This window comes from Proteus mirabilis HI4320, assembly GCF_000069965.1.
In the GTDB taxonomy this organism is placed as follows: Bacteria; Pseudomonadota; Gammaproteobacteria; order Enterobacterales; family Enterobacteriaceae; genus Proteus; species Proteus mirabilis.
On the sequence record NC_010554.1, the window covers coordinates 2,478,764 to 2,500,738 of the forward strand.

A 21,975-nucleotide genomic window follows, 5' to 3' on the forward strand; every position below is an offset into this window, starting at 1 on the left:
ATTATCCTCCCAGATTTACAGTATCTGTTTCCGATGTTGTACCACCGAAACGTCTTTCCCGTTTAGCAAAAGCATCAAGTGCATTCTGAAAAACTTGTTCATCAAAATCAGGCCATAAAACCTGTGTAAAATATAACTCAGCATAAGCAATTTGCCAGATAAGGAAATTACTTATACGATGTTCTCCACCTGTACGGATCACAAGATCTACAGGCGATTGATCGTGTAAACACAAGTGTGAGGATATCGTATTTTCATTAATATCTTCGACAGCTAACTCCCCTTTTGCGAGGGAACTCGCTAATTGTTGTACACTTTGTGTAATATCCCATCGCCCACCGTAATTGGCAGCAATATTTAAATTGAGTCCGGTATTATTTGCAGTCAGTGCAACAGAGTTTTTTATTCTATCTTGTAAACGGCGGCTAAAACGGCTGATATCACCGATAATTGTTAATCTGACATTGTGTTTGTGTAGGCTTTTCACTTCATTATCTAATGCAAAAACAAACAACTCCATCAAAGAACTCACCTCTTGTTCAGGGCGATTCCAGTTTTCGCTGCTAAATGCATATAACGTTAGTGATTCAATTTTATGTTTGACGGAAAAGCTAACCGCATCTCGAACTGCTTTAATTCCCGCGCGATGGCCCGTAACTCGGAGTTTCCCTTGTTTTTTTGCCCAACGTCCGTTGCCATCCATAATGATGGCAACATGCTTTGGTTTTGATGCGGATGAATCGTCACTGGATAAGTTCACTCAATTTAACCCTTTGCTAATCTGATACTGATACAGACAGTCCTCTTCGGATAACCTACGCACAAAAAAACCGTGTGACTCCACGGCCTTTGGCAAAGCCTCAAAGTTGCTAAAGCGGTTGCTTTAGTAATGAACTGTTAATTTTCATTATTGTCTTTAGTGATTTGGCAACTATACCATTAGCCAGAAAGACGAACAAACACACTCTGGTAAATATCATCATCATTATACAATTTGTGCGATAATCTGCTGTGTTTGTAACCTTGCTAATTTATCAATTTCTAAAACATCGTCGATACTTTGAGGCTCAGAGAGGTCAAAATGTTCAACCACTTTGCGATTAATTTTAGCAATATCAGTGAATTTTACTTTTTCGTTTAAAAAAGCATCAACAACAACCTCATTAGCGGCATTTAATACCGTTGTTGAAGCTTGTCCCCGTTGCGAGGCTTCGATGGCAAGTGCTAAACAAGGATAGCGCTGATAGTCTGGACGGATAAATTCTAGGGCTTGTATCTCAAAAAAATCTAATGCTTTCGCGCCCGATTGGGTGCGATGAGGATATGCCATGGAATAAGCGATAGGCGTTCTCATATCTGGCTCACCAATTTGTGCGATAATGCTACCATCACGATAGCGAACCATTGAATGGATCACCGATTGGGGATGAATAATGACTTCCATCTCTGCTTCCGAGGCATTAAAGAAATAACGAGCTTCGATATATTCCAAGCCTTTATTCATCATAGTGGCTGAATCAACCGAAATTTTACGCCCCATTGACCAGTTTGGATGTGCGCAAGCTTGGTCTGGAGTCATTGCATCTAGCTCATCTAAAGGCGTATAGCGAAACGGTCCACCGGAGCCTGTGAGTAAAATACTGGTGATGCCATGGGCTTCTAAAGATGCATGGCCTAAATTGTCTTGAATACCTGTAGGTAAACTTTGGTAGATAGCATTATGTTCACTATCAATAGGTAAAACCTTCGCACCATATTTAGCCACCGCATCAAAGAATAAACGACCACTCGTGATCAGGGATTCTTTATTGGCTAATAAAATTCTTTTCCCTTTTTCTATCGCAGCCAGTGTAGGCTTAAGCCCCGCCACCCCTGTAATAGCAGACATCACTTGATCGGCTTCATCCAATGCAGCAATTTCATTAACAGCATCAGAGCCTGATAATATTTCCGTTTTACACGATGTATTGGCTAATAATTGTTTCAGCTCACCGGCACTTTTTTCATCTGACATCACCGCATATTTAGGCTGAAAAGCGCGACATTGCTGCGCCATTTTAGTTGCATTTTTTCCAGCCACTAAAGCAAGCACCTGAAACTCATCAGGGTTATTTTCAATGACGGATAACGTACTTGTTCCGATAGACCCTGTTGAGCCTAATATAGTTATTTGTTTCATTATTAATCAATCAGTATATCAATAACATTTTCATTAAAAGGAATTATATCAGCATGACGAGATAAATGAGGGGAAAGATGATAACTTTAATAAATAATGTGATAAAAAGAAGATATTAGGCATTTATTTTCCAGTAAATGCTCAAAAATAATGCCACATTTCAGTGGCATTATCAGAAAAAGAATAAAAATTAGAATTCCATTAACTCAGCTTCTTTCAGCGTTAATGCTTCATCAATTTTTTTAATGAACATATCAGTTAATTTCTGAATTTCATCTTGTGAACGGCGTTCATCATCTTCACTAATTTCTTTATCTTTCAGTAATGCTTTGATTTTATCATTAGCATCACGACGGATATTACGAATAGAGACACGACCTTGTTCTGCATCTCCACGCACAACTTTGATTAAGTCTTTACGACGTTCTTCAGTTAACGGAGGCAGTGGAACACGGATGATCGCGCCTGCTGATGAAGGATTTAAGCCTAAATCTGATGCCATAATCGCTTTTTCAACAGCAGGTGCTAAAGTACGATCGAACACCGTAATTGCCAATGTGCGACCATCTTCTGCCACAACGTTAGCAACTTGATTTAATGGAGTTGGTGCGCCGTAGTATTCTACAACAATACCATCTAATAGGTTTGGAGACGCACGGCCAGTACGAACTTTATTAATTTGGCTTTTTAGTGCTTCAACGCTTTTGTCCATGCGTTCTTGAGCATCTTTTTTGATTTCATTAATCACGTTATAAACCCTTGGGAACTGGTTATCTTCCAGACGATATCAAATTATGATATCGACATAAATGAATTGGCGTACTTTAAGATGTTAACGCCAAATTATACCATTGTCTCTGTGTATTAAGCGTGAGAAATCAAAGTTCCTTCACTTTCACCCATTACAACCCGACGTAATGCACCCGGTTTATTCATATTGAATACGCGGATAGGTAAATTATGATCTCGGGCTAATGTGAATGCAGCAAGATCCATGACTTTCAATTCACGTTCTAATACATCCTGATAAGTCAGCTTTTCATATAATACCGCATCAGGATCTTTGGTTGGATCGGCTGAAAATACACCGTCAACTTTTGTCGCTTTCAATACAACGTCAGCTTCAATTTCAATACCACGTAAACACGCAGCTGAGTCAGTCGTAAAGAATGGGTTGCCTGTACCTGCCGAGAAGATAACAACTCGGCCATGGCGTAATAAGCTAATAGCCTCAGCCCAACTGTAGTTATCACAAACACCATTAAGTGGAAATGCTGACATTAATCGTGCATTGACATAAGCACGATGCAATGCATCACGCATTGCTAAGCCATTCATCACTGTGGCGAGCATTCCCATGTGGTCACCCACAACACGGTTCATACCTGCAGCTGCTAGACCAGCGCCACGGAACAAGTTACCACCGCCAATTACGACACCGACTTGTATGCCCAATTCAACGAGTTCTTTAATTTCCTGAGCCATGCGATCAAGTACGCTCGCATCGATACCAAAACCTTCTGCGCCTTGCAGGGCTTCGCCACTCAGCTTTAATAAGATTCGCTGATATACGGGTTTTGCATTGGTTGCCATGGTGTTCTGTCCTAAGCAGATTAGTTAATTGGAGGTTTTAGATAGCCTTACTCTTTTCAAAGAAAAGCAAACTGTCAGTGGAGATTGTAACAAAACAGAACCGCCTTAAGGCGGTTCTATTAACGCAAAGCGTTATTATTTGCTCATTGCCGCAACTTCTGCTGCGAAATCAGCTTCAACTTTCTCAATACCTTCACCAACTTCGAAACGAACGAAGTTAATGATTTCAGCATTGTTTTCTTTCAGCAGATCGCCAACAGTTTTGCTTGGATCCATAACGAAATGCTGACCAGTCAGAGAGATCTCACCGGTGAATTTGTTCATACGACCAGTAACCATTTTTTCTGCGATTTCGCGTGGTTTACCTGATTGCATTGCGATGTCCATCTGGATTTGGTGCTCATGCTCAACAACATCAGCAGGCACATCTTCAGGGCGAACATATTCTGGTTTGCTTGCAGCAACGTGCATAGCAATGTGTTTGATCAGTTCTTCGTTAGCGCCTTTAGCTGCAACTAAAACACCGATGCGAGCACCGTGCAGGTAAGTACCTAACTCTTCACCTTCTAAGATAGCAACGCGGCGAATGTTGATGTTTTCACCAATTTTTGCAACTAATGCAGTACGAGCGTCTTCGAATTTCGCTTTCAGTGCTTCGATATCGTCAGTTTTGTCTGCTAATACTGCAGCCATAACATCTTTACCAAATGCGATGAAGCCAGCATCTTTAGCAACGAAGTCTGTTTCACAGTTCAGTTCAACCAGCGCACCGAATTTACCATCAGCAGCAACTTCTGCAAGGATGATACCTTCAGCAGCAACGCGACCTGCTTTTTTAGCCGCTTTTGCTTGACCTGATTTACGCATGTTGTCGATAGCTAATTCGATATCACCGTTAGCTTCAACCAGCGCTTTTTTACATTCCATCATGCCTGCGCCAGTACGTTCACGCAGTTCTTTTACCAATGCAGCGGTAATTCCAGACATTTGTTTCTTCCTCGACTTTTCTATGGGCGAGCCATAGATGTTCTCATAGCAGATGTGTAAAGGGGGCCTATTGAGGCCCCCTAACCAATATATAGCAATACCTGGTTAAATAAGGGCTCTTACGAGCATGCCTTATTATTCAGCTTCGACTAAGCCTTCTTCAGCCTGAACAGCCAGATCTTGAGAACGACCTTCACGAACAGCTGTTGCTGCAGCGGTCAGATATAATTTAACCGCACGGATTGCATCATCATTACCAGGGATAATGTAGTCGATACCATCTGGATCAGAGTTAGTATCAACGATAGCAAATACTGGGATACCCAGGTTGTTTGCTTCTTTGATAGCAATGTGTTCGTGCTCAGCATCGATAACAAACAGAGCGTCAGGTAAACCGCCCATGTCTTTGATACCACCCAGGCTGTTTTCTAACTTACCAAGTTCACGAGAACGCATTAACGCTTCTTTCTTGGTCAGTTTGTCAAAAGTACCGTCCTGAGATTGAGATTCTAAATCTTTCAGACGTTTGATTGACTGACGAACAGTTTTCCAGTTAGTCAGCATACCGCCTAACCAGCGGTGGTTTACATAAAACTGGTCACAGCTTTCTGCTGCTTCTTTAACAGCTTCAACGGCAGAGCGCTTAGTACCAACAAACAGGATTTTGCCTTTACGAGAAGCAATTTTGTTCAGTTCAACCAGAGCTTCATTGAACATTGGAACAGTTTTTTCCAAGTTAATGATATGAACTTTGTTACGCGCACCAAAGATGAATGGTTTCATTTTTGGATTCCAGTAACGAGTTTGGTGACCGAAGTGAACACCGGCTTGCAGCATATCGCGCATTGAAACAGTTGCCATTTTAGACCTCTATAAGTTTAAATTTGGGGTTATTTCCTCCACAAATCCCATACGACCGACTCATCAGCTGTAAAGATTAAACCTTTACATAAGAGCACCCCGGCGTATGTGTCGATTTGTGTGTGTCATTAACACAATTGAATGTTTTCAGATTTACTGCTATTTCTTAAACCTCACGCGGTGAAGTCATAGCCAATAACAGAACTCCGGCGCGCTTTATACCATAAATAACCTCAAGAAACCACTATTAGTTACGGTTTCACTGCCAATATATCGGTTAACAACAGCAAATAAAAAAGCGCAATATGTAAAGACAACAAACAATATAAGGCGTAATGTGCCTGATTATTGGCGATATCAAACAGATTACTCCTATCCTCTTTGATTGGCACACCCACTTTCTGCTGATATCATAAATGGTAATTAGAATTATTTCTCACCATCATAATTCATAGACCTGCAATACCATGCAATAATGATTGTATTGTGGCTTTTAAATCTATTAATGAAGAACTCAAATGGCTATTGTAATCAAGACTGAAGAAGATATTCAAAAAATGCGCGTCGCGGGTCGTCTTGCGGCTGAAGTCCTTGAAGTTGTCGCACCCTATGTAAAACCCGGCGTAAGTACAGCGGAATTAGATCGTATTTGTCATCAACATATTGTTGATGTTCAGCAAGCTATCCCTGCTTGCTTAAACTATCATGGCTTCCCTAAATCAGTGTGTATTTCTGTTAATGATGTTATTTGCCATGGTATTCCTAGTGAAGACAAAATCTTAAAAGACGGCGATATTGTTAATATTGATGTTACTGTCATTAAAGAGGGTTTTCATGGCGATACGTCAAAAATGTTTATCGTCGGTAAACCGACTATTCAAGGTGAGCGTCTGTGTCGGATCACCCAAGAAAGTCTCTACCTTGCAATAAAAATGGTAAAACCAGGTATTCGCTTACGTGAATTAGGTAAGGCCATTCAAAAATTCGTTGAAGGGCATGATTTTTCTGTGGTACGCGAATATTGTGGACATGGTATTGGCGAAGGTTTCCACGAAGAGCCTCAAGTTTTACACTATGATGCTGATGACGGTGGTGTTGTGTTACAAAAAGGCATGGCATTTACTATCGAGCCGATGGTCAATACTGGAGATTACCGTATTCGTACCATGAAAGATGGTTGGACAGTAAAAACCAAAGATCGCGGTTGGTCTGCTCAATATGAGCATACTTTAGTGGTTACCGACAATGGTTGTGAAATCATGACACTGCGTAAAGAAGAAGAGCCATTTATTTCTGCCGTATTAGTCAACGAATAAATCGCACTCTTCTAAAATGTAAAAACGACATATTTTTTCGAGGTATGTCGTTTTTTTTATTTTCAACTTTGGTAAGAAAATAGAAATGCTAGTCAGGTTACCGTTTTAACATTACTCTTAATATAATCAGCATATATGAGTGAGATGATTAACTATGATAACCTCCAATACCTTTCAAACAGCACCACCGTCCCCTTCGTTGCTGACTGAAAATACGCTAGATAGTACTTTACTAAAACACTCTATTGAACAATTTCAGTCATGGTTAGCAGATGCTTTTCATCATGATGCTGATGTTGCTTTGTTACTACAAGCTCGTAGTCACTTTATCGACCAACTACTCACACAATTATGGCGTTATACTGAATTAGCGGATCACCCTGATCTCTGTATCATTGCCGTGGGGGGGTATGGTCGCCAAGAATTACACCCTCTTTCTGACATTGACTTGCTATTTTTAAGTCAACAGCCTCTTCCTCCCCAACTTGCCGAAAAAGTGAGTCAATTAATTACCTTGCTTTGGGATATCCGCTTAGAGATAGGTGTCAGTGTGAGAACGATGGAAGAGTGCCTTTTAGAAGGACTGTCTGATTTAACTATTGCCACCAATTTACTAGAAGCGCGTCTTGTTTGTGGTAATAACGCACTCTATCAACAATTAATTAAACATATTTTTAGCCAAGGCTTTTGGCCATCGCCTGATTTCTTTGCAGCTAAAATTGATGAGCAAGAACAACGTCACCAACGCTTTCATAGCACCAGTTATAATCTAGAGCCTGATATTAAAAGTAGTCCTGGGGGACTTCGTGATATTCACACCCTTATATGGGTCGCTCACCGTCATTTTGGCGCAACATCAATATCTGAAATGGTCAACTTTGGCTTTTTAACCCCTGCCGAAGGACAAGAATTACTCGAGTGCCAATATACCTTATGGAAGATCCGTTTTGCGCTACATTTAGTCCTCAATCGTTATGACAATAGGTTACTGTTTGATCGCCAATTAAGCGTTGCCCAACTTTTAAATTATCAAGGTGAAGGCAACCAACCTGTCGAAAAAATGATGAAGGATTACTATCGCGTTACTCGCCGTGTGAGTGAGCTAAACGATATGCTACTGCAACTCTTTGATGAAGCAATCCTCGCATTACAACCCAATGTTAAACCTCGCCCTCTTGACAAAGAATTTCAATTAAGAGGTACATTAATTGATGTTATAGACGATGAATGTTTTCTTAATGATCCTATTGCCATTATGCGGTTATTTTTACGTATGGCAGAGCATGCAGAGATAACCGGAATTTATTCGACCACACTACGCCATTTGCGTTATGCCCGTCGTCATTTAGTACAACCTTTATGTGAGTACCAACTAGCTAGACAAGTATTTATGCAAATCTTACGTCACCCTAGGGCGGTTTCGGGGGCATTTGTCCCAATGCATAAACATAGTGTATTAAGTGCTTATTTCCCACAATGGAACAATATTGTCGGTCAAATGCAGTTTGATCTATTCCATGCTTATACAGTTGATGAGCATACTATCCGTGTATTACAAAAACTTGAAAGTTTCGCTGATGATGCAAATCGAAACCGACATCCTCTTTGTGTCGATATCTACCCGAAACTACCTCAAATTGAGTTATTAAGACTTGCTGCTCTATTTCACGATATTGCTAAAGGGCGACATGGTGATCACTCTTTATTAGGTGCACAGGATGTTATTAGCTTTGCTCAACAACATGGACTAAATCAACGAGAAATCGCTTTAGTTGAATGGCTTGTAAGTCATCACTTACTTATGTCTGTAACGGCACAAAGACGTGATATTCAAGATCCCGATGTTATCTTCCAATTTGCCTCTGAAGTCAAAAATGAGAGCCGTTTACGCTATTTACTCTGTCTCACTGTTGCTGATATTTGTGCAACAAACAGTAGCTTATGGAATAGTTGGAAACAAAGCTTACTGCGTGAACTATTTCTCGCTACGGCCAATCAATTACGCCAAGGGATGCACTCTATTCCAGATTTACGGGAACGTATCCGTGATCACCGTCAGCAAGCACTAACTATTTTACAACAGCAACAGGTCGATGAAGAAAAACTGCAAGCGATTTGGGCTCGTTGTCATGCGGACTATTTTTTACGTCATACTCCAGAGCAAATTGCTTGGCATGCTCAGGCACTTATTGAGCACAATAGTGCTGAGCCTATGGTATTGATTAGCCAACAAACCGAGCATGGTGGTACAGAGATATTTATTTGGTGTGCTGACCGGCCTTCTCTATTTGCTTCTGTTGCAGGTGAGTTAGATAGACGTAATTTAAATATTCACAACGCACAAATTTTTACTAATCGCGACAATATGGCAATGGATACCTTTATCGTTTTAGAGCCTAATGGTAAACCACTGGCGATTGATCGCTATCATGCTATACGCCAAGCGCTTATTCGCGTTGTATCAGCCCCTTATAACGCCAATGCCAAAACCCGTGCTTTACCGGCTAAATTACGCCATTTTGAGGTACCCACTAAAATTAACTTTATCGCCTCTAACCATAATAAACGTACTTATATGGAGTTATTTGCACGTGATCGCCCAGGCTTATTAGCTATTATAGGTAAGGTTTTTGCCGATCTTTCTCTTTCGTTACATGGCGCAAGGATCACCACTATTGGCGAGCGTGTTGAGGATTTTTTTGTATTAACAGATAACGAAAATAATGCGTTAAACCAAAAAATGAAGGATGAAGTCGTAGAAAGGTTGACAAAAGCCCTCGTTTCAAAGGATAAAATATAGAAACCCACGACAATACATATAGGAAATACTATAGATGCAAGCATTACAATCTATTATTGATAACGCCTTTGAACAACGCGCTGAAATCACACCAGATAATGTTGAACCACAGGTACGCGATGCGATTAATAACGTTATCGCTCAACTAGACAGTGGAAAATTGCGAGTTGCTGAGAAAATTAATGGTCAGTGGGTTACTCATCAATGGCTAAAAAAAGCGGTTCTACTCTCTTTTCGTATCAGTCACAATCAAGTGATCGACGGTAGCGAAAGCCGTTATTTTGATAAAGTGCCAATGAAATTTGCAAATTACGATCAAGCTCGTTTTGAAAAAGAGGGATTTCGTGTTGTGCCACCTGCTGCCGTCAGACAAGGGGCCTATATTGCTCGTAATACGGTTCTAATGCCTTCTTATGTCAATATTGGTGCTTATGTTGATGAAGGAAGTATGGTGGATACATGGGCAACCGTTGGTTCATGTGCGCAAATTGGTAAAAATGTCCATTTATCCGGTGGCGTTGGGATCGGTGGCGTATTAGAACCTTTACAAGCTAACCCAACCATTATTGAAGATAACTGCTTTATTGGAGCACGTTCTGAAATTGTTGAAGGTGTGATTGTTGAAGAAGGCTCTGTCATTTCAATGGGTGTTTATATTGGACAAAGTACCAAAATTTATGACAGAGAAACTGGCGAGATCCATTACGGCCGTGTTCCTGCTGGTTCAGTGGTGGTTTCTGGTAATCTACCTTCAAAAGATGGTCGTTACAGTTTGTACTGTGCTGTGATTGTAAAAAAAGTCGATGCTAAAACACGTGGAAAAGTGGGTATTAATGAATTGTTAAGAACTATCGACTAATATAATAACAGCGGATAGAATGAATTCTGTTCGCTGTATCTCATTCATCTTTCTATCTGGTGCCAATATATGTACGATAATTTAAAAAATTTAGGGATCCAACATCCTGAAGATATTGATCGCTATACCCTACGTCAAGAAGCTAACAACGATATTTTAAAAATTTATTTTCGCAAAGATAAAGGTGAATTCTTTGCAAAAAGTGTAAAATTTAAATATCCACGCCAACGTAAAACAATTTCTGATACTCAATCAGGACAAGGTTTTAAAGAAGTCAATGAAATCAACACTAACTTACGTTATGTGATTGAAGAATTAGATCAAATTTGCCAGCAAGATCAAGTGGAAGTGGATTTGAAACATAAAATCCTCGATGATTTACGTCACCTTGAGCACGTTGTTGCCAATAAAATTGCTGAAATTGAAGCCGATTTAGAAAAATTGACTCGTCGTTAATTAATTGTCTCAATTTTATAATAAACACCGCTTATAACTATTCACAACTTAATAGTAAGCGGTGCTCTTTAATAAGATAGCCATGATCCATCAAATTATTGCTCAAGTAACCGATTAATTTAATTCAATAATGTAGCCCAGTTTTCCAGCCAATTTATAGCAAATACTTCTGGCTCGGCAATATCCATACTGTCTATTTTTAATATTTCACCAATACGCTTTGCTTGATGCTCTTGTAATAACGCTTCAAATTGCATACCTGCACCACAAAAATTATCGTAACTGCTATCACCTAACGCAATTAGGCCATAATGTAAATTAGGTTGATAACCAACATTATCTCGTAGCTCATAAAATAAAGGTGCTATTGTATCGGGTAAATCGCCTTGGCCGGTTGTAGAGCTTATCACCAGTACTGTTGAATATTTTTGCCAATCGGCAAGTGTACCTTCTTCATAGATATTAGCTTGATGTTTATGCTCAAGCAAAATGCGCTGCGCTTCTTCAGCAACCGCCAATGCATTGCCATAAACAGTACCAACAAAAATGCCGATTTTAGCCATAATGTCCCCTATTTCATTTATCTATAATCATAGTAAATCGCATACTATATTATTGATATACAATTTATGCTCTATATTTCTTCTCTCTTTCTCTCTACAATAAATGATCTATCTACAATAAATGATTTATAAATTTTATTCCATTCTGTGCGCTCTTTAGAGAATCGCCAAAAAATATCATTTCTAGGCATTGATTCATTTATTATTTTTGCTACTAATTTGCAAGTCCAGTCAGGTACATAATTATTTTTAAAATCTAGAGATTCAAGCAAAAGGAATAAATCCCTATCCAATATTTCTAATTTTTTAACAGCATTATCATTTATCTCTTTTTTTCTTAGGTATTTGTTTTTAAATAATAATTTATATAGTTTAAGGAAAAAACCTTTATTTTCCTTTAATGATTTATTATAAGAAGATAATTGAGAAAACATATCTTTTATATTATTAAAAAAAACCTTTTTAAAATTAAAATTAATCTCGTTAACTGTAGTAAAATTAGATTTATCTGCTTCCTTATAAAAAAAATATAACTGATTAGATTTAAAACCATCCATCTTTTTTATAATTTCATTAAGTTCTTCAATTGTTATTTTTATGTCACTTAACTCTATCTCAATATCTTTTTTAGATAAAAACTGACTATCTTTGTTAAAGACATTACATTTTTTTACCAAAGTTTCAATAGACATTTTGAATTGGTCAATGAGGTCGGAATTACAAGTACCATTATCAGTTTTAGAACTAATTAAATTAGATAGATTATCTATATACTCTACAGTTTTTAATAACCCTTGGCTAGAAGTAGCTAACAACTCATTCATTTTCTGTTTATCTTTATCAAGTTGTTCCATCAGGGCTGCTTTTTTTGATTTTTTGGTTTTTTTTGAGAGGTCTGTTTTTTCTGTTTTTTCAAAATTATTTTTATTATGAGAATCATCTTTTGTTATATCAGTATTCTCTGGTTCCTTAAAAATTTTATTCGAAATAGTAATTATATTTTGATATTTATTTACATTATTATATAATGTAAATTTAGGTTTACGCATAATTTTATTTGCAATATTTTCTATGTCATCAGAAATCTTTTTTTCTTTTTTAGAGATAAAACTATTAATTATAGTATTTTTATTACTAAATATTTTATTAAAAAGTGTACTAGAATCATCTTTATTCTTTAACAAAGAGGAAAATAATACATTTATATCATTAGCATCTTTTATTCCTGATACAATTACCTTATTATCAAGTATTTTTATTTTATCAGTTAATCTTTCTTTTTCAATAATATCTTTTAATTTCTTCAGCCTATCTTTTTTTTTATTTTTTTCAAGTATGTATTTTTCCAGAGCACATTTCAACTCTAATGTAAATTTAAGAAATAAAACTTCTTTATCTTTATTAACAATCATAAAGTCTCTATTACTATTGCTTATAAGTAAAGATAAATCTTTTATTCCTAAAGAAATATCATCTTTTCCCAAAGAGATGTTTTTTTTATTCCCTATAGAGAGCACAAAAGTTTTATATTCATCATCTTTTCCAAATAATTTCATTGTCATTTAATCTCTTAAACTCTGTTTATGTTCTAAAATAATTACATAATTAACACCTATATTATTTCAATAAAAAAACACTCTTAGCTGATGCATAAGAGTGTTTTCTAATTTAGTCAAAAATAATTTATTTTTCAGTTGTACCTATAGACCGAATATATTCATCCATTTCAGTTTTTAAATTATCAGACTTAGGGCCAAAAATGGCTTGAATACCGGATCCAACCACCACAACACCAGCCGCTCCCAGTCTTTTCAGCTCATCACGATCGACCTTATCAATCTCTTTTACACCAATACGCAAGCGTGTAATACAAGCATCTAAGCTACTGATATTATCTTTACCACCGAAAGCAGCGACTAAAGATTGTCCCATCGCACTTTTATCCGCTTGTTTCGCGTTTTTATCTTCTACTTCTCGCCCTGGGGTTTTCAGGTTTAGTTTCACGATTAAGAAACGGAAAATAGAGTAATAAGTTATCGCATAAAGTATGCCAATAATTGGGAATAGATACAGTTTACTGCTATTGCCACTCAATACGATAAAGTCGATTAAACCATGAGAAAAACTTGTACCGTCACGCATACCTAACAAGATACAAATAACAAATGCTAAACCGGCAAGAATGGCATGAATAACATAAAGAATAGGTGCTACGAACATAAATGAGAATTCAATTGGCTCTGTGATCCCTGTTAAAAAGGCAGTCAATGCCGCAGAAATCATGATCCCGCCAACTTTTACACGGTTTTCAGGACGTGCTGTATGCCAAATAGCAATGGCCGCCGCAGGTAGACCGAACATTTTAAATAGGAAGCCACCTGATAACATCCCCGCAGTTGGATCACCTGCCATATAACGTGGAATATCACCGTGGAACACTTGTCCTGCGCTATTTACATACTCACCCACTTGCATTTGGAATGGTACATTCCAGATATGATGCAGACCAAATGGCACTAACGCACGCTCAACAACACCATAAATACCAAATGCAACGGCTGGATTTTGATACGCAGCCCACTCAGAAAAACGTTGAATAGCAGTACCAATAGGAGGCCAAATAAAGGATAAAAGAATACCGACAAAAATCGCAATCAGACCAGAAATAATAGGTACAAAACGTTTACCTGCAAAGAAGCCTAAATATTCAGGAAGTTTAATACGATAAAAGCGGTTAAACATTGATGCGGCAATAATACCGGCAATGATCCCACCGAGTACCCCCGTATCAGTTAAACGTTGTATTTCAACACTATCAGGAGATAATCCTAAGACCCAAGGTGCCACCACCAGCATGGTTTTTGACATAATGCCATAGGCAACGACGGACGCAAGAGCTGAGACACCATCATTATTGGTAAAACCTAACGCCACACCAATAGCAAAAATCAGTGGCATATTAGAGAAAACCGATCCCCCCGCTTCTGCCATCACTTGAGAAACAGAGACAGGGATCCATGATAGTCCCGCAGACCCAACCCCTAGTAAGATACCGGCAATAGGTAGCACAGATACCGGTAACATTAAGGATTTTCCAATTTTTTGTAAAACAACAAATAGGTTTTTAAACATCAAGCAGACTCCCGAATATGGGTTGTATGTGTTATAAGTTTTTTATTTGTTTAAAGCTAAGGTAGGTTTATTCAATTAACTTATCTAATAATAAGCTCTATTTATTTTACATCATAAAATAAATCTATTATTGAATATATGATAGCTGTCACGTTTCAGTTCATATCTTTTATCAATAAAAGTAACTTTTTATATTACAACCAGTTATTGAGCAATAAATATTGCGCAAACTATCAAAACTTAAGTAAATAAGTCTTGATAGTCACGACAGGTAAGCAATATTCAAATATCAGAAAGTACAAAATGGTGAGCTAAATCCTCACCGAATTGCTCTAATTCGGGCTTTAGACCACGCCAGCCAAACTGATTAATCAGATGTTGCCATGGCAGATCCCACTTCGCTGTTAAGTTAAGTGGTTGTTGAGTGATCGGATGAATTAAGTTTAGCTGACTTGCGTGTAACATCAAACGATGTGATTGAAAATGATTTACGACCCCACGATTTTGTCGTAAATCGCCATGGGCTGTATCCCCAATAATAGGGTGACGAATATGAGACATATGACGGCGCAATTGATGCTTACGCCCCGTTTCAGGACGTAATTCCAATAAGCTAAAACGCGATGTTGGATAGCGCCCTATCGCCACTTCTTTTTCCACTTTTGCAAGTGGCACACAATGCGTAATACAGTGTTGAATTTTAGGAGGTTGAGAGGCAAATTTGTCAGCGATTTTGTCATGCTCTTCAACAAGTGGACTATCAATTATCATTGGCTCTTCAACATAGCCACGCACAACTGCATGATACACTTTCTCCATTTGATGTTGTTCAAAACAGACTGAAAGTGTTCTTGCAACCTCGGAAGAGAGCGCCATTAATAGCACTCCGGATGTGGGTCTATCTAAACGATGAACAGGAAAAACATGCTGACCAATTTGATCTCTTAATGTTTGCATCACAAACACGGTTTCATGCCTATCAAGCCAACTGCGGTGAACAAGCCAGCCCGCCGGTTTATTCACCGCCACAAGATATTCATCTTGATAAATAATATCTAGCATCATTGACCTTATTGCTTAAATAACGCATCAAGTTCACGAAGGTGATTGAGTAAATCCACATAATCACGCGTCTCATCGTCCTTAAATGCTTCTTCATAATAAGGTGCGATAGCAAAAGCCGTCGGCAATGCCATACCACTGTCAATAAGAGAAGATAAACGAGGGATCAGAACCCATTGCAACCATTCATGCGCCTCCATTGTATCAATACAAAAAGGCTCTGAGCTTGCAAAAGCCTCATCATTAGGCGCATCCAATTGCCATAACCCTATGTTTTTCATCTCTTCTTCAATTAATAACAGTCTTGCTAAAATGTGTTGTTCTGAGGTCATTGTTTATTCCTTACATAAAAACAGAATAAGCATAACATTGGGGCTGAAAGAGTGAAAAACAAATAGAAAATAAAGGGGCCGTAGCCCCTTTAGACAAGAAGATATGATTATCTAATATAATACCTGCATCCTAGCAGAACCGTTTTATTGTCATCTGTCATCCATGATGATGAAAGTCTATATCTTGTATTAATGGAAATATCCTATTTCCTACATCCTTGATTACTTTCTTTATCACGGTTACCAAATAATCCCTTAGTTGGCGGAGGTAGAATGCCAATAATTGGTTAGTGAAACAACCCACAAAACAAAGGTAATCAATAAAGAAAAACCATCACGAAAAACAATGTATGATTAATCCATTGAAATTATTTAACAAACAAAAAAATCATTACGCAACATTTGCATTTAGTAAGCTAAAGACACTCTTTTTGTAAGATATATCTCACAGAAAAAATAGCTAAATGATTACCTTACTTATCAAAAACAGGGGTTAATTTTGTTAAAAATAGTGATAAATTATCTGCAAGCACTTCCCTTTTCTTTTGACCAAAAGTTTCTAGTATTACTTCACCTGAAAGATTACATACAGAAATAATATCGTTTTCAGACGCTGTTGTACCGATAAACAAAGTCGGGGTGAGCTTCAATCGTTTTTGTGTCACAAGATGTCCGATCATGTTCTCTTGTAGACGAATAAAATCCTCTTCACTCCAAATTTGAAGCAGAGTAAAGTTGAGCGAATCAAAACGGACTTGCATATCACCAGCATATTGCGTAGTAAAATAGTCATGTAATTCAGAGCGAATAATAATCCCCATCGCTTTTTCAACTTTTTCTAATTTATCTCGACCCGTAAAAGGCTGTGGTAACCAATAAACCACATTATCTCCGGTACGAGAAATACAAGGAGAAGGAACACCATAAAGCTCATGGCTGGCAGGAGGAAACCCTGACTCTTGTTGCCATAAATCAACATAATTTTGCGTAAGCTGTTTTAATTCAGTGGAAATATCATTCATCGTTATCATCGTCTGTAGGCATAAAAAAGAGAAATATATCCCTTATGTTACCTGATAATACCGGTAATTTTGAGCGCCAATAATAAAGCGTTCATATACTCTTGATATTTCGCTAGTATAATCACGGCTCTTTCCATTTTTTGATGACATTAGGATATCGATTATGTCTTTATATCAGGGAGATAAGGCTCTCGAAGCACTATCATTAGGCAAAGAAACACAATACCACACACACTATGATGCGAGTCTATTACAAGGTGTACCTCGTCGCTTAAATCGAGATTCACTCTCTTTAACTGCTGACAATCTACCTTTTCATGGTGGTGATATCTGGACAATGTATGAGCTATCTTGGCTCAACAGCCAAGGCTTACCTCAAGTGGCTATTGGCCATGTAGAATTAGATGCAACGACAGAAAATCTCATCGAATCAAAAAGCTTTAAGCTCTATCTCAATAGCTTTAATCAAACTCGTTTTGAAAATTGGCACATTGTTGAAGAAACATTACTCAAAGATTTAACTGCTTGTGCTAAAGGCAGGGTGCATCTAACGCTTTACCCACTTTCCCATTTTACCTCACAGCCTATTGTCGATTTTGTAGGAGAGTGCATTGATAACCAACCTATTGAAATTGATAATTACCAATTCGATAGCCAATGGTTAAACGGATCAACAACAGATACACTGGTTGAGGAGACGCTTGTTAGTCATCTGCTAAAATCAAATTGCCTGATCACGCACCAACCTGATTGGGGATCTGTGATGATCCAATATAAAGGCAAAAAAATCGACCGTGAAAAACTACTACGCTATCTTGTATCCTTTAGACAGCATAATGAATTTCACGAGCAGTGTGTTGAGCGAATATTCCACGATATTATGACATTTTGTTCACCAGACACATTAACTGTTTATGCAAGATACACTCGCCGTGGAGGATTAGATATTAATCCTTGGCGTAGTAATTGTGAGTTTGTTCCAGAAACTGGTCGCTTAGCCAGACAATAACGTGAATAATGCCTGTATGTTAATATGATCTATGTTATACAGAGATCAGTTGCACTTCAGTTTGTTATTTCGGGAGAAAAAGGAGTCCTACGTGATAACTCATGTCAGCCCATTAGGTTCCATGGATCTGCTTTCACAGCTAGAAGTTGATATGCTTAAAAGAACAGCCAGCAGTGATCTTTATCAACTGTTTCGTAACTGTTCACTTGCAGTTCTCAACTCTGGTAGCCTTACTGATAGTAGTAAAGAACTGTTATCTAAATACCAAGATTTTGATATTAACGTACTGCGTCGCGAACGTGGTGTAAAATTAGAGCTAGTTAATCCCCCAGAAGATGCCTTTGTTGATGGAAAAATTATTCGCTCTCTACAAGCAAACCTATTTGCTGTACTGCGCGATATTTTGTTTGTGCATGGGCAAATAACCACGGCAAAACGCGACCTACATTTAAACCTTGAAAACAGCACCCATATAACAAACACCATTTTCTCTATCTTACGTAATGCAAGAGCGCTGCATATCGATGAAGATCCAAATATGATCGTTTGCTGGGGCGGACACTCCATCAATGAAACAGAGTATCTTTACGGTAGAAAAGTCGGTAATGAATTAGGGTTACGCGAACTGAATATCTGTACTGGGTGTGGACCTGGGGCTATGGAAGCTCCCATGAAAGGCGCTGCAGTGGGGCACGCTCAACAACGTTATAGAAATAGCCGTTTTATTGGTGTTACAGAGCCATCAATCATCGCCGCAGAGCCACCAAATCCTCTGGTTAATGAACTTATCATTATGCCAGATATTGAAAAACGTCTGGAAGCTTTTGTTCGTATTGCCCACGGCATTATTATTTTCCCAGGGGGCGTAGGAACCGCAGAAGAGCTACTCTATCTACTTGGTATTCTGATGTCACCAGAAAACCAAGAACAAGTACTCCCACTGATTTTAACGGGTCCTAAAGAGAGTGCAGACTATTTCCGAGTACTCGATGATTTTATTGTTAATACCTTAGGTGAAGATGCACGACGTCATTATCAAATCATCGTCGATGATGCGGCTGAAGTGGCTCGTATTATGAAGAAATACATGCCATTGGTAAAAGATAACCGTCGTAGCACAGGGGATGCTTACAGCTTTAATTGGTCAATAAAAATTAATGCGGACTTACAACATCCTTTCGAGCCAACTCATGAAAATATGGCATCACTTAATTTAAGCACGCATCAATCTCCTGAAAAACTGGCGGCTGATTTACGCCGCGCATTTTCCGGTATTGTCGCAGGTAACGTAAAAGAAGTGGGAATGAAGGCGATAGAAGCTCATGGCCCTTATAAAATTCACGGTGAAAGCGATATTATGCGCCGTATGGATATTTTATTGGCGGGGTTTGTCGAACAACATCGTATGAAGCTACCTGGTGGTAGTGCCTATCAACCTTGTTACGAGATCATCAGCTAATTAATTATGGTACATTTGCTGATCATTGATGCATTAAACCTGATCCGCCGTATTCATGCGGCATCAGGTTCTTCATGCCTGACAGTGTGTGAACATAGCGTGAATCAATTGCTTAATCACACACGGCCTACTCACGCGGTTGCTGTTTTTGATGAAGATGATAGGGAAAATAGCTGGCGCCATCAGTTATTGCCGGAATATAAAGCAGGCCGCTCGCCGATGCCGGCTGATCTGCACCAACAGCTTCCAGAAATTAAAGCAATGCTACTTAACTTAGGTATAAAAAGCTGGCATTCAGGAGGCGATGAAGCGGATGATGTGGCCGCAACTTTGGCAACAAAAGTCGCTCAAGCCGGACATAATGTGACCATTATTTCAACAGATAAAGGTTATTGCCAATTACTTTCCCCTGCCATACGTATTCGTGACTATTTCCAAAAACGCTGGCTCGATCTTGAATTTATTAATCAAGAGTTTGGTGTTAAACCGACACAATTAACTGATTATTGGGGATTAACAGGCGTTAGCAGCAGTAAAGTTTCCGGTGTCCCCGGTATTGGCCCTAAAAGTGCAACAGAACTTTTGCAACTTTATCCTAATTTAGAGTCACTGTACCAACACATTGATGAAGTGCCCAAAAAATGGCAAACCAAATTGAGTGATAATAAAGAAGTTGCTTTTATTAGCCGCCAAATCACCACACTTCGTACTGATATTCAGTTAAACGGTAATTTACAACAGTTACGTTTAAAATAGTTTAATCAATAAAAAGGCTAACGCTCTGTAATAGAGAATTAGCCTGTTAATGATTTACTCATCAAAAGATGAACTTAACTCTATGAAGTTAAAACTCGCGATCAGGACGATAAGCAGCCCAGATATTTTGGATATGTACCGTGATCTCTTCTCTGTCATGATACAAATGCTTAGCCTGAATTTTAGCATTAATGCCTTTCTCAGCTAATTCAGCTCTAATTTTATCAAGGATATGCGCAACTTCTTCATAACGCTTTTTCATCGGTAATTTTAAGTTGAAGATTGCTTCACGACACCATTCATTAACTATCCACGTTGTCATTAATGCAGCCACTTTGGCAGGCTTCTCAACCATATCACACACCAGCCAAGTAATATTCTTTGACGTCGGCTCAAACTTAAAGCCATCAGCTTGATGGTGGCGCACTTGCCCTGTTTCCATTAAAGAAGGAGCCATAGGACCATTATCAACGGCATGCACCATCATGCTACGTTTAACTAATTGGTAAGTCCATCCTCCGGGACACGCCCCAAGATCAACCGCACTCATCCCACTGGCTAAGCGCTCTTCCCACTCTTCATAAGGAATAAAAACATGGAACGCTTCTTCAAGTTTTAAAGTTGAACGACTTGGTGCATCGGCTGGGAATTTTAAGCGAGGGATCCCCATATAGAATGGCGAGTTATTAAAGCTATAGGAATAGCCCACGTAACAACATCCCGGAGCAATAAAAAAGACATGGATCACCGGACGGCTATAATTTTCAACTTTTAATAAGATCTTTTCTTTACGTAATTGATTACGCAAAGGAACAGTGAATTTGCGGCAAAATTTTAATAACTCTTTGCTTTCATTGGTATCAGCGACTTCAACACGTAACTCACCTGCTTTTTCTGTACTACCTTTTAGCTGGTCAATAATGGGAGTAATACGATCTTCTGGTGGTAAGTTCTTTAATAATTCACCACAAACAAATAATTGGCGTGCAAAAATAAGTCCTCTAAAATCCACATCACGAGCAATTTTATCTGCATCACCTTCTTGATAGCATTCAAAAATGACGTAACCACTTCCCTCTTTCACTCGAGAAAAGCCATAAACACCTATTTGTCCTGCCTTATCCGTTATCTCCGCCGCGCACTCTTTTTCAAAACCAGGGCGACAATATAATGCTACTTTATTCATGGCGAGATGCCGGTGTCCTTAGACGCAAAGCGCCAATAAAAATTAAAATCCAACCAATAAGAAAACTAAATCCACCAATTGGCGTAAAATAAGATAATAACCTAACCTGTGTTAGCGCCATACAATAAAGGCTACCACTGAAAAGTAAAATGCCTAAACCAAAGAAAATACCTGCCCAATAAAGCCATAAAATGGTTTTGCGCATTAATATCGCCGCTAACCCTACAAGTAGTAAAGTATGTACGATTTGATAACGCATAGCTAACTGAATATATTCCCAATGCTGTGGCGATAAATGAGGGGCTAATTTATGGGTAGCGAATGCCCCAAAAGCCACATAAAAAAAACCACTGATTGCGGAAAACATAAGCAATGTACGACTATTCACTGTTTATTCCTTCCT

The 21,975-nt window shown here is 38.5% G+C and carries 21 protein-coding genes; 7 read left to right on the plus strand and 14 right to left on the minus strand.

Features of this window, described 5'->3' with window-relative positions; all coding sequences use genetic code 11:
- Position 1: 1 nt before the first annotated feature.
- From ispU to rpsB, 6 genes are all read right to left on the minus strand, one after another.
- Entirely contained in the window at positions 2–703 is a 702-nt protein-coding gene (ispU, locus tag PMI_RS11260; protein WP_232504918.1) for a (2E,6E)-farnesyl-diphosphate-specific ditrans,polycis-undecaprenyl-diphosphate synthase, read from the minus strand.
- Positions 704–985: 282 nt separating this feature from the next.
- Entirely contained in the window at positions 986–2,179 is a 1,194-nt protein-coding gene (ispC, locus tag PMI_RS11265) for a 1-deoxy-D-xylulose-5-phosphate reductoisomerase (protein ID WP_012368304.1), read from the minus strand.
- Positions 2,180–2,369: 190 nt separating this feature from the next.
- Positions 2,370–2,927: a ribosome recycling factor gene (gene frr / locus PMI_RS11270; protein ID WP_004245470.1), complete on the minus strand. Its 558-nt coding sequence runs from the start codon at positions 2,925–2,927 to the stop codon at positions 2,370–2,372.
- A gap of 116 nt (positions 2,928–3,043) precedes the next feature.
- Positions 3,044–3,772 carry a UMP kinase gene (gene pyrH / locus PMI_RS11275; protein WP_004245471.1) on the minus strand — a complete coding sequence of 243 codons (729 nt, stop codon included), beginning with the start codon at positions 3,770–3,772 and terminating at the stop codon, positions 3,044–3,046.
- Positions 3,773–3,907: 135 nt separating this feature from the next.
- Positions 3,908–4,759, minus strand: coding sequence for a translation elongation factor Ts (tsf, locus tag PMI_RS11280; protein WP_004248719.1), 852 nt, complete (start codon positions 4,757–4,759; stop codon positions 3,908–3,910).
- 135 nt (positions 4,760–4,894) lie between these two features.
- Complete coding sequence (gene rpsB / locus PMI_RS11285) at positions 4,895–5,620, minus strand: 30S ribosomal protein S2 (RefSeq protein ID WP_004245475.1); 726 nt, start codon at positions 5,618–5,620, stop codon at positions 4,895–4,897.
- 518 nt (positions 5,621–6,138) lie between these two features.
- Between rpsB and map the strand changes: the two genes are divergently transcribed.
- From map to PMI_RS11305, 4 genes are all read left to right on the plus strand, one after another.
- Entirely contained in the window at positions 6,139–6,936 is a 798-nt protein-coding gene (gene map / locus PMI_RS11290) for a type I methionyl aminopeptidase (protein WP_004245478.1), read from the plus strand.
- Positions 6,937–7,090: 154 nt separating this feature from the next.
- The gene (gene glnD / locus PMI_RS11295; RefSeq protein WP_012368305.1) at positions 7,091–9,736 is read left to right on the plus strand and encodes a bifunctional uridylyltransferase/uridylyl-removing protein GlnD; all 2,646 of its coding nucleotides are present in this window, start codon (positions 7,091–7,093) and stop codon (positions 9,734–9,736) included.
- A 34-nt stretch (positions 9,737–9,770) separates the two neighbouring features.
- Positions 9,771–10,595, plus strand: a complete 825-nt coding sequence (dapD, locus tag PMI_RS11300) for a 2,3,4,5-tetrahydropyridine-2,6-dicarboxylate N-succinyltransferase (RefSeq protein WP_004245480.1) — start codon at positions 9,771–9,773, stop codon at positions 10,593–10,595.
- 69 nt (positions 10,596–10,664) lie between these two features.
- A complete protein-coding gene (locus PMI_RS11305) occupies positions 10,665–11,051 on the plus strand; it encodes a DUF3461 family protein (protein ID WP_004245482.1) in 387 nt (128 codons plus the stop codon).
- Positions 11,052–11,170: 119 nt separating this feature from the next.
- Here PMI_RS11305 and PMI_RS11310 read toward each other — a convergent pair whose 3' ends face one another.
- From PMI_RS11310 to syd, 6 genes are all read right to left on the minus strand, one after another.
- Positions 11,171–11,614 carry a flavodoxin gene (locus PMI_RS11310; protein WP_004245484.1) on the minus strand — a complete coding sequence of 148 codons (444 nt, stop codon included), beginning with the start codon at positions 11,612–11,614 and terminating at the stop codon, positions 11,171–11,173.
- 71 nt (positions 11,615–11,685) lie between these two features.
- Positions 11,686–13,176 (minus strand): hypothetical protein, encoded by a 1,491-nt coding sequence (locus PMI_RS11315; RefSeq protein WP_012368306.1) that lies wholly within the window; start codon positions 13,174–13,176, stop codon positions 11,686–11,688.
- A 121-nt stretch (positions 13,177–13,297) separates the two neighbouring features.
- Positions 13,298–14,746 (minus strand): PTS glucose transporter subunit IIBC, encoded by a 1,449-nt coding sequence (ptsG, locus tag PMI_RS11320; protein ID WP_004249509.1) that lies wholly within the window; start codon positions 14,744–14,746, stop codon positions 13,298–13,300.
- 282 nt (positions 14,747–15,028) lie between these two features.
- Positions 15,029–15,808, minus strand: a complete 780-nt coding sequence (gene truC, locus PMI_RS11325; RefSeq protein WP_004250244.1) for a tRNA pseudouridine(65) synthase TruC — start codon at positions 15,806–15,808, stop codon at positions 15,029–15,031.
- A gap of 8 nt (positions 15,809–15,816) precedes the next feature.
- Positions 15,817–16,140 (minus strand): YqcC family protein, encoded by a 324-nt coding sequence (locus tag PMI_RS11330; RefSeq protein WP_004245488.1) that lies wholly within the window; start codon positions 16,138–16,140, stop codon positions 15,817–15,819.
- A 473-nt stretch (positions 16,141–16,613) separates the two neighbouring features.
- Complete coding sequence (gene syd, locus PMI_RS11335) at positions 16,614–17,162, minus strand: SecY-interacting protein (protein WP_012368307.1); 549 nt, start codon at positions 17,160–17,162, stop codon at positions 16,614–16,616.
- Between the two features lie 163 nt (positions 17,163–17,325).
- Between syd and queF the strand changes: the two genes are divergently transcribed.
- From queF to xni, 3 genes are all read left to right on the plus strand, one after another.
- Positions 17,326–18,171, plus strand: a complete 846-nt coding sequence (queF, locus tag PMI_RS11340) for an NADPH-dependent 7-cyano-7-deazaguanine reductase QueF (RefSeq protein WP_004245492.1) — start codon at positions 17,326–17,328, stop codon at positions 18,169–18,171.
- Positions 18,172–18,262: 91 nt separating this feature from the next.
- Complete coding sequence (ppnN, locus tag PMI_RS11345) at positions 18,263–19,630, plus strand: nucleotide 5'-monophosphate nucleosidase PpnN (protein WP_012368308.1); 1,368 nt, start codon at positions 18,263–18,265, stop codon at positions 19,628–19,630.
- Positions 19,631–19,636: 6 nt separating this feature from the next.
- Entirely contained in the window at positions 19,637–20,386 is a 750-nt protein-coding gene (xni, locus tag PMI_RS11350; RefSeq protein WP_004245494.1) for a flap endonuclease Xni, read from the plus strand.
- 88 nt (positions 20,387–20,474) lie between these two features.
- Here the strand turns inward: xni and rlmM are convergent, their stop codons facing one another.
- On the minus strand, positions 20,475–21,572 hold the full coding sequence (gene rlmM, locus PMI_RS11355; RefSeq protein ID WP_004245495.1) for a 23S rRNA (cytidine(2498)-2'-O)-methyltransferase RlmM: 1,098 nt from the start codon (positions 21,570–21,572) through the stop codon (positions 20,475–20,477).
- Positions 21,565–21,960: a DUF423 domain-containing protein gene (locus PMI_RS11360; RefSeq protein ID WP_004245496.1), complete on the minus strand. Its 396-nt coding sequence runs from the start codon at positions 21,958–21,960 to the stop codon at positions 21,565–21,567. The genes rlmM and PMI_RS11360 overlap by 8 nt, the downstream gene beginning before the upstream one ends.
- Between the last annotated feature and the right edge of the window lie 15 nt (positions 21,961–21,975).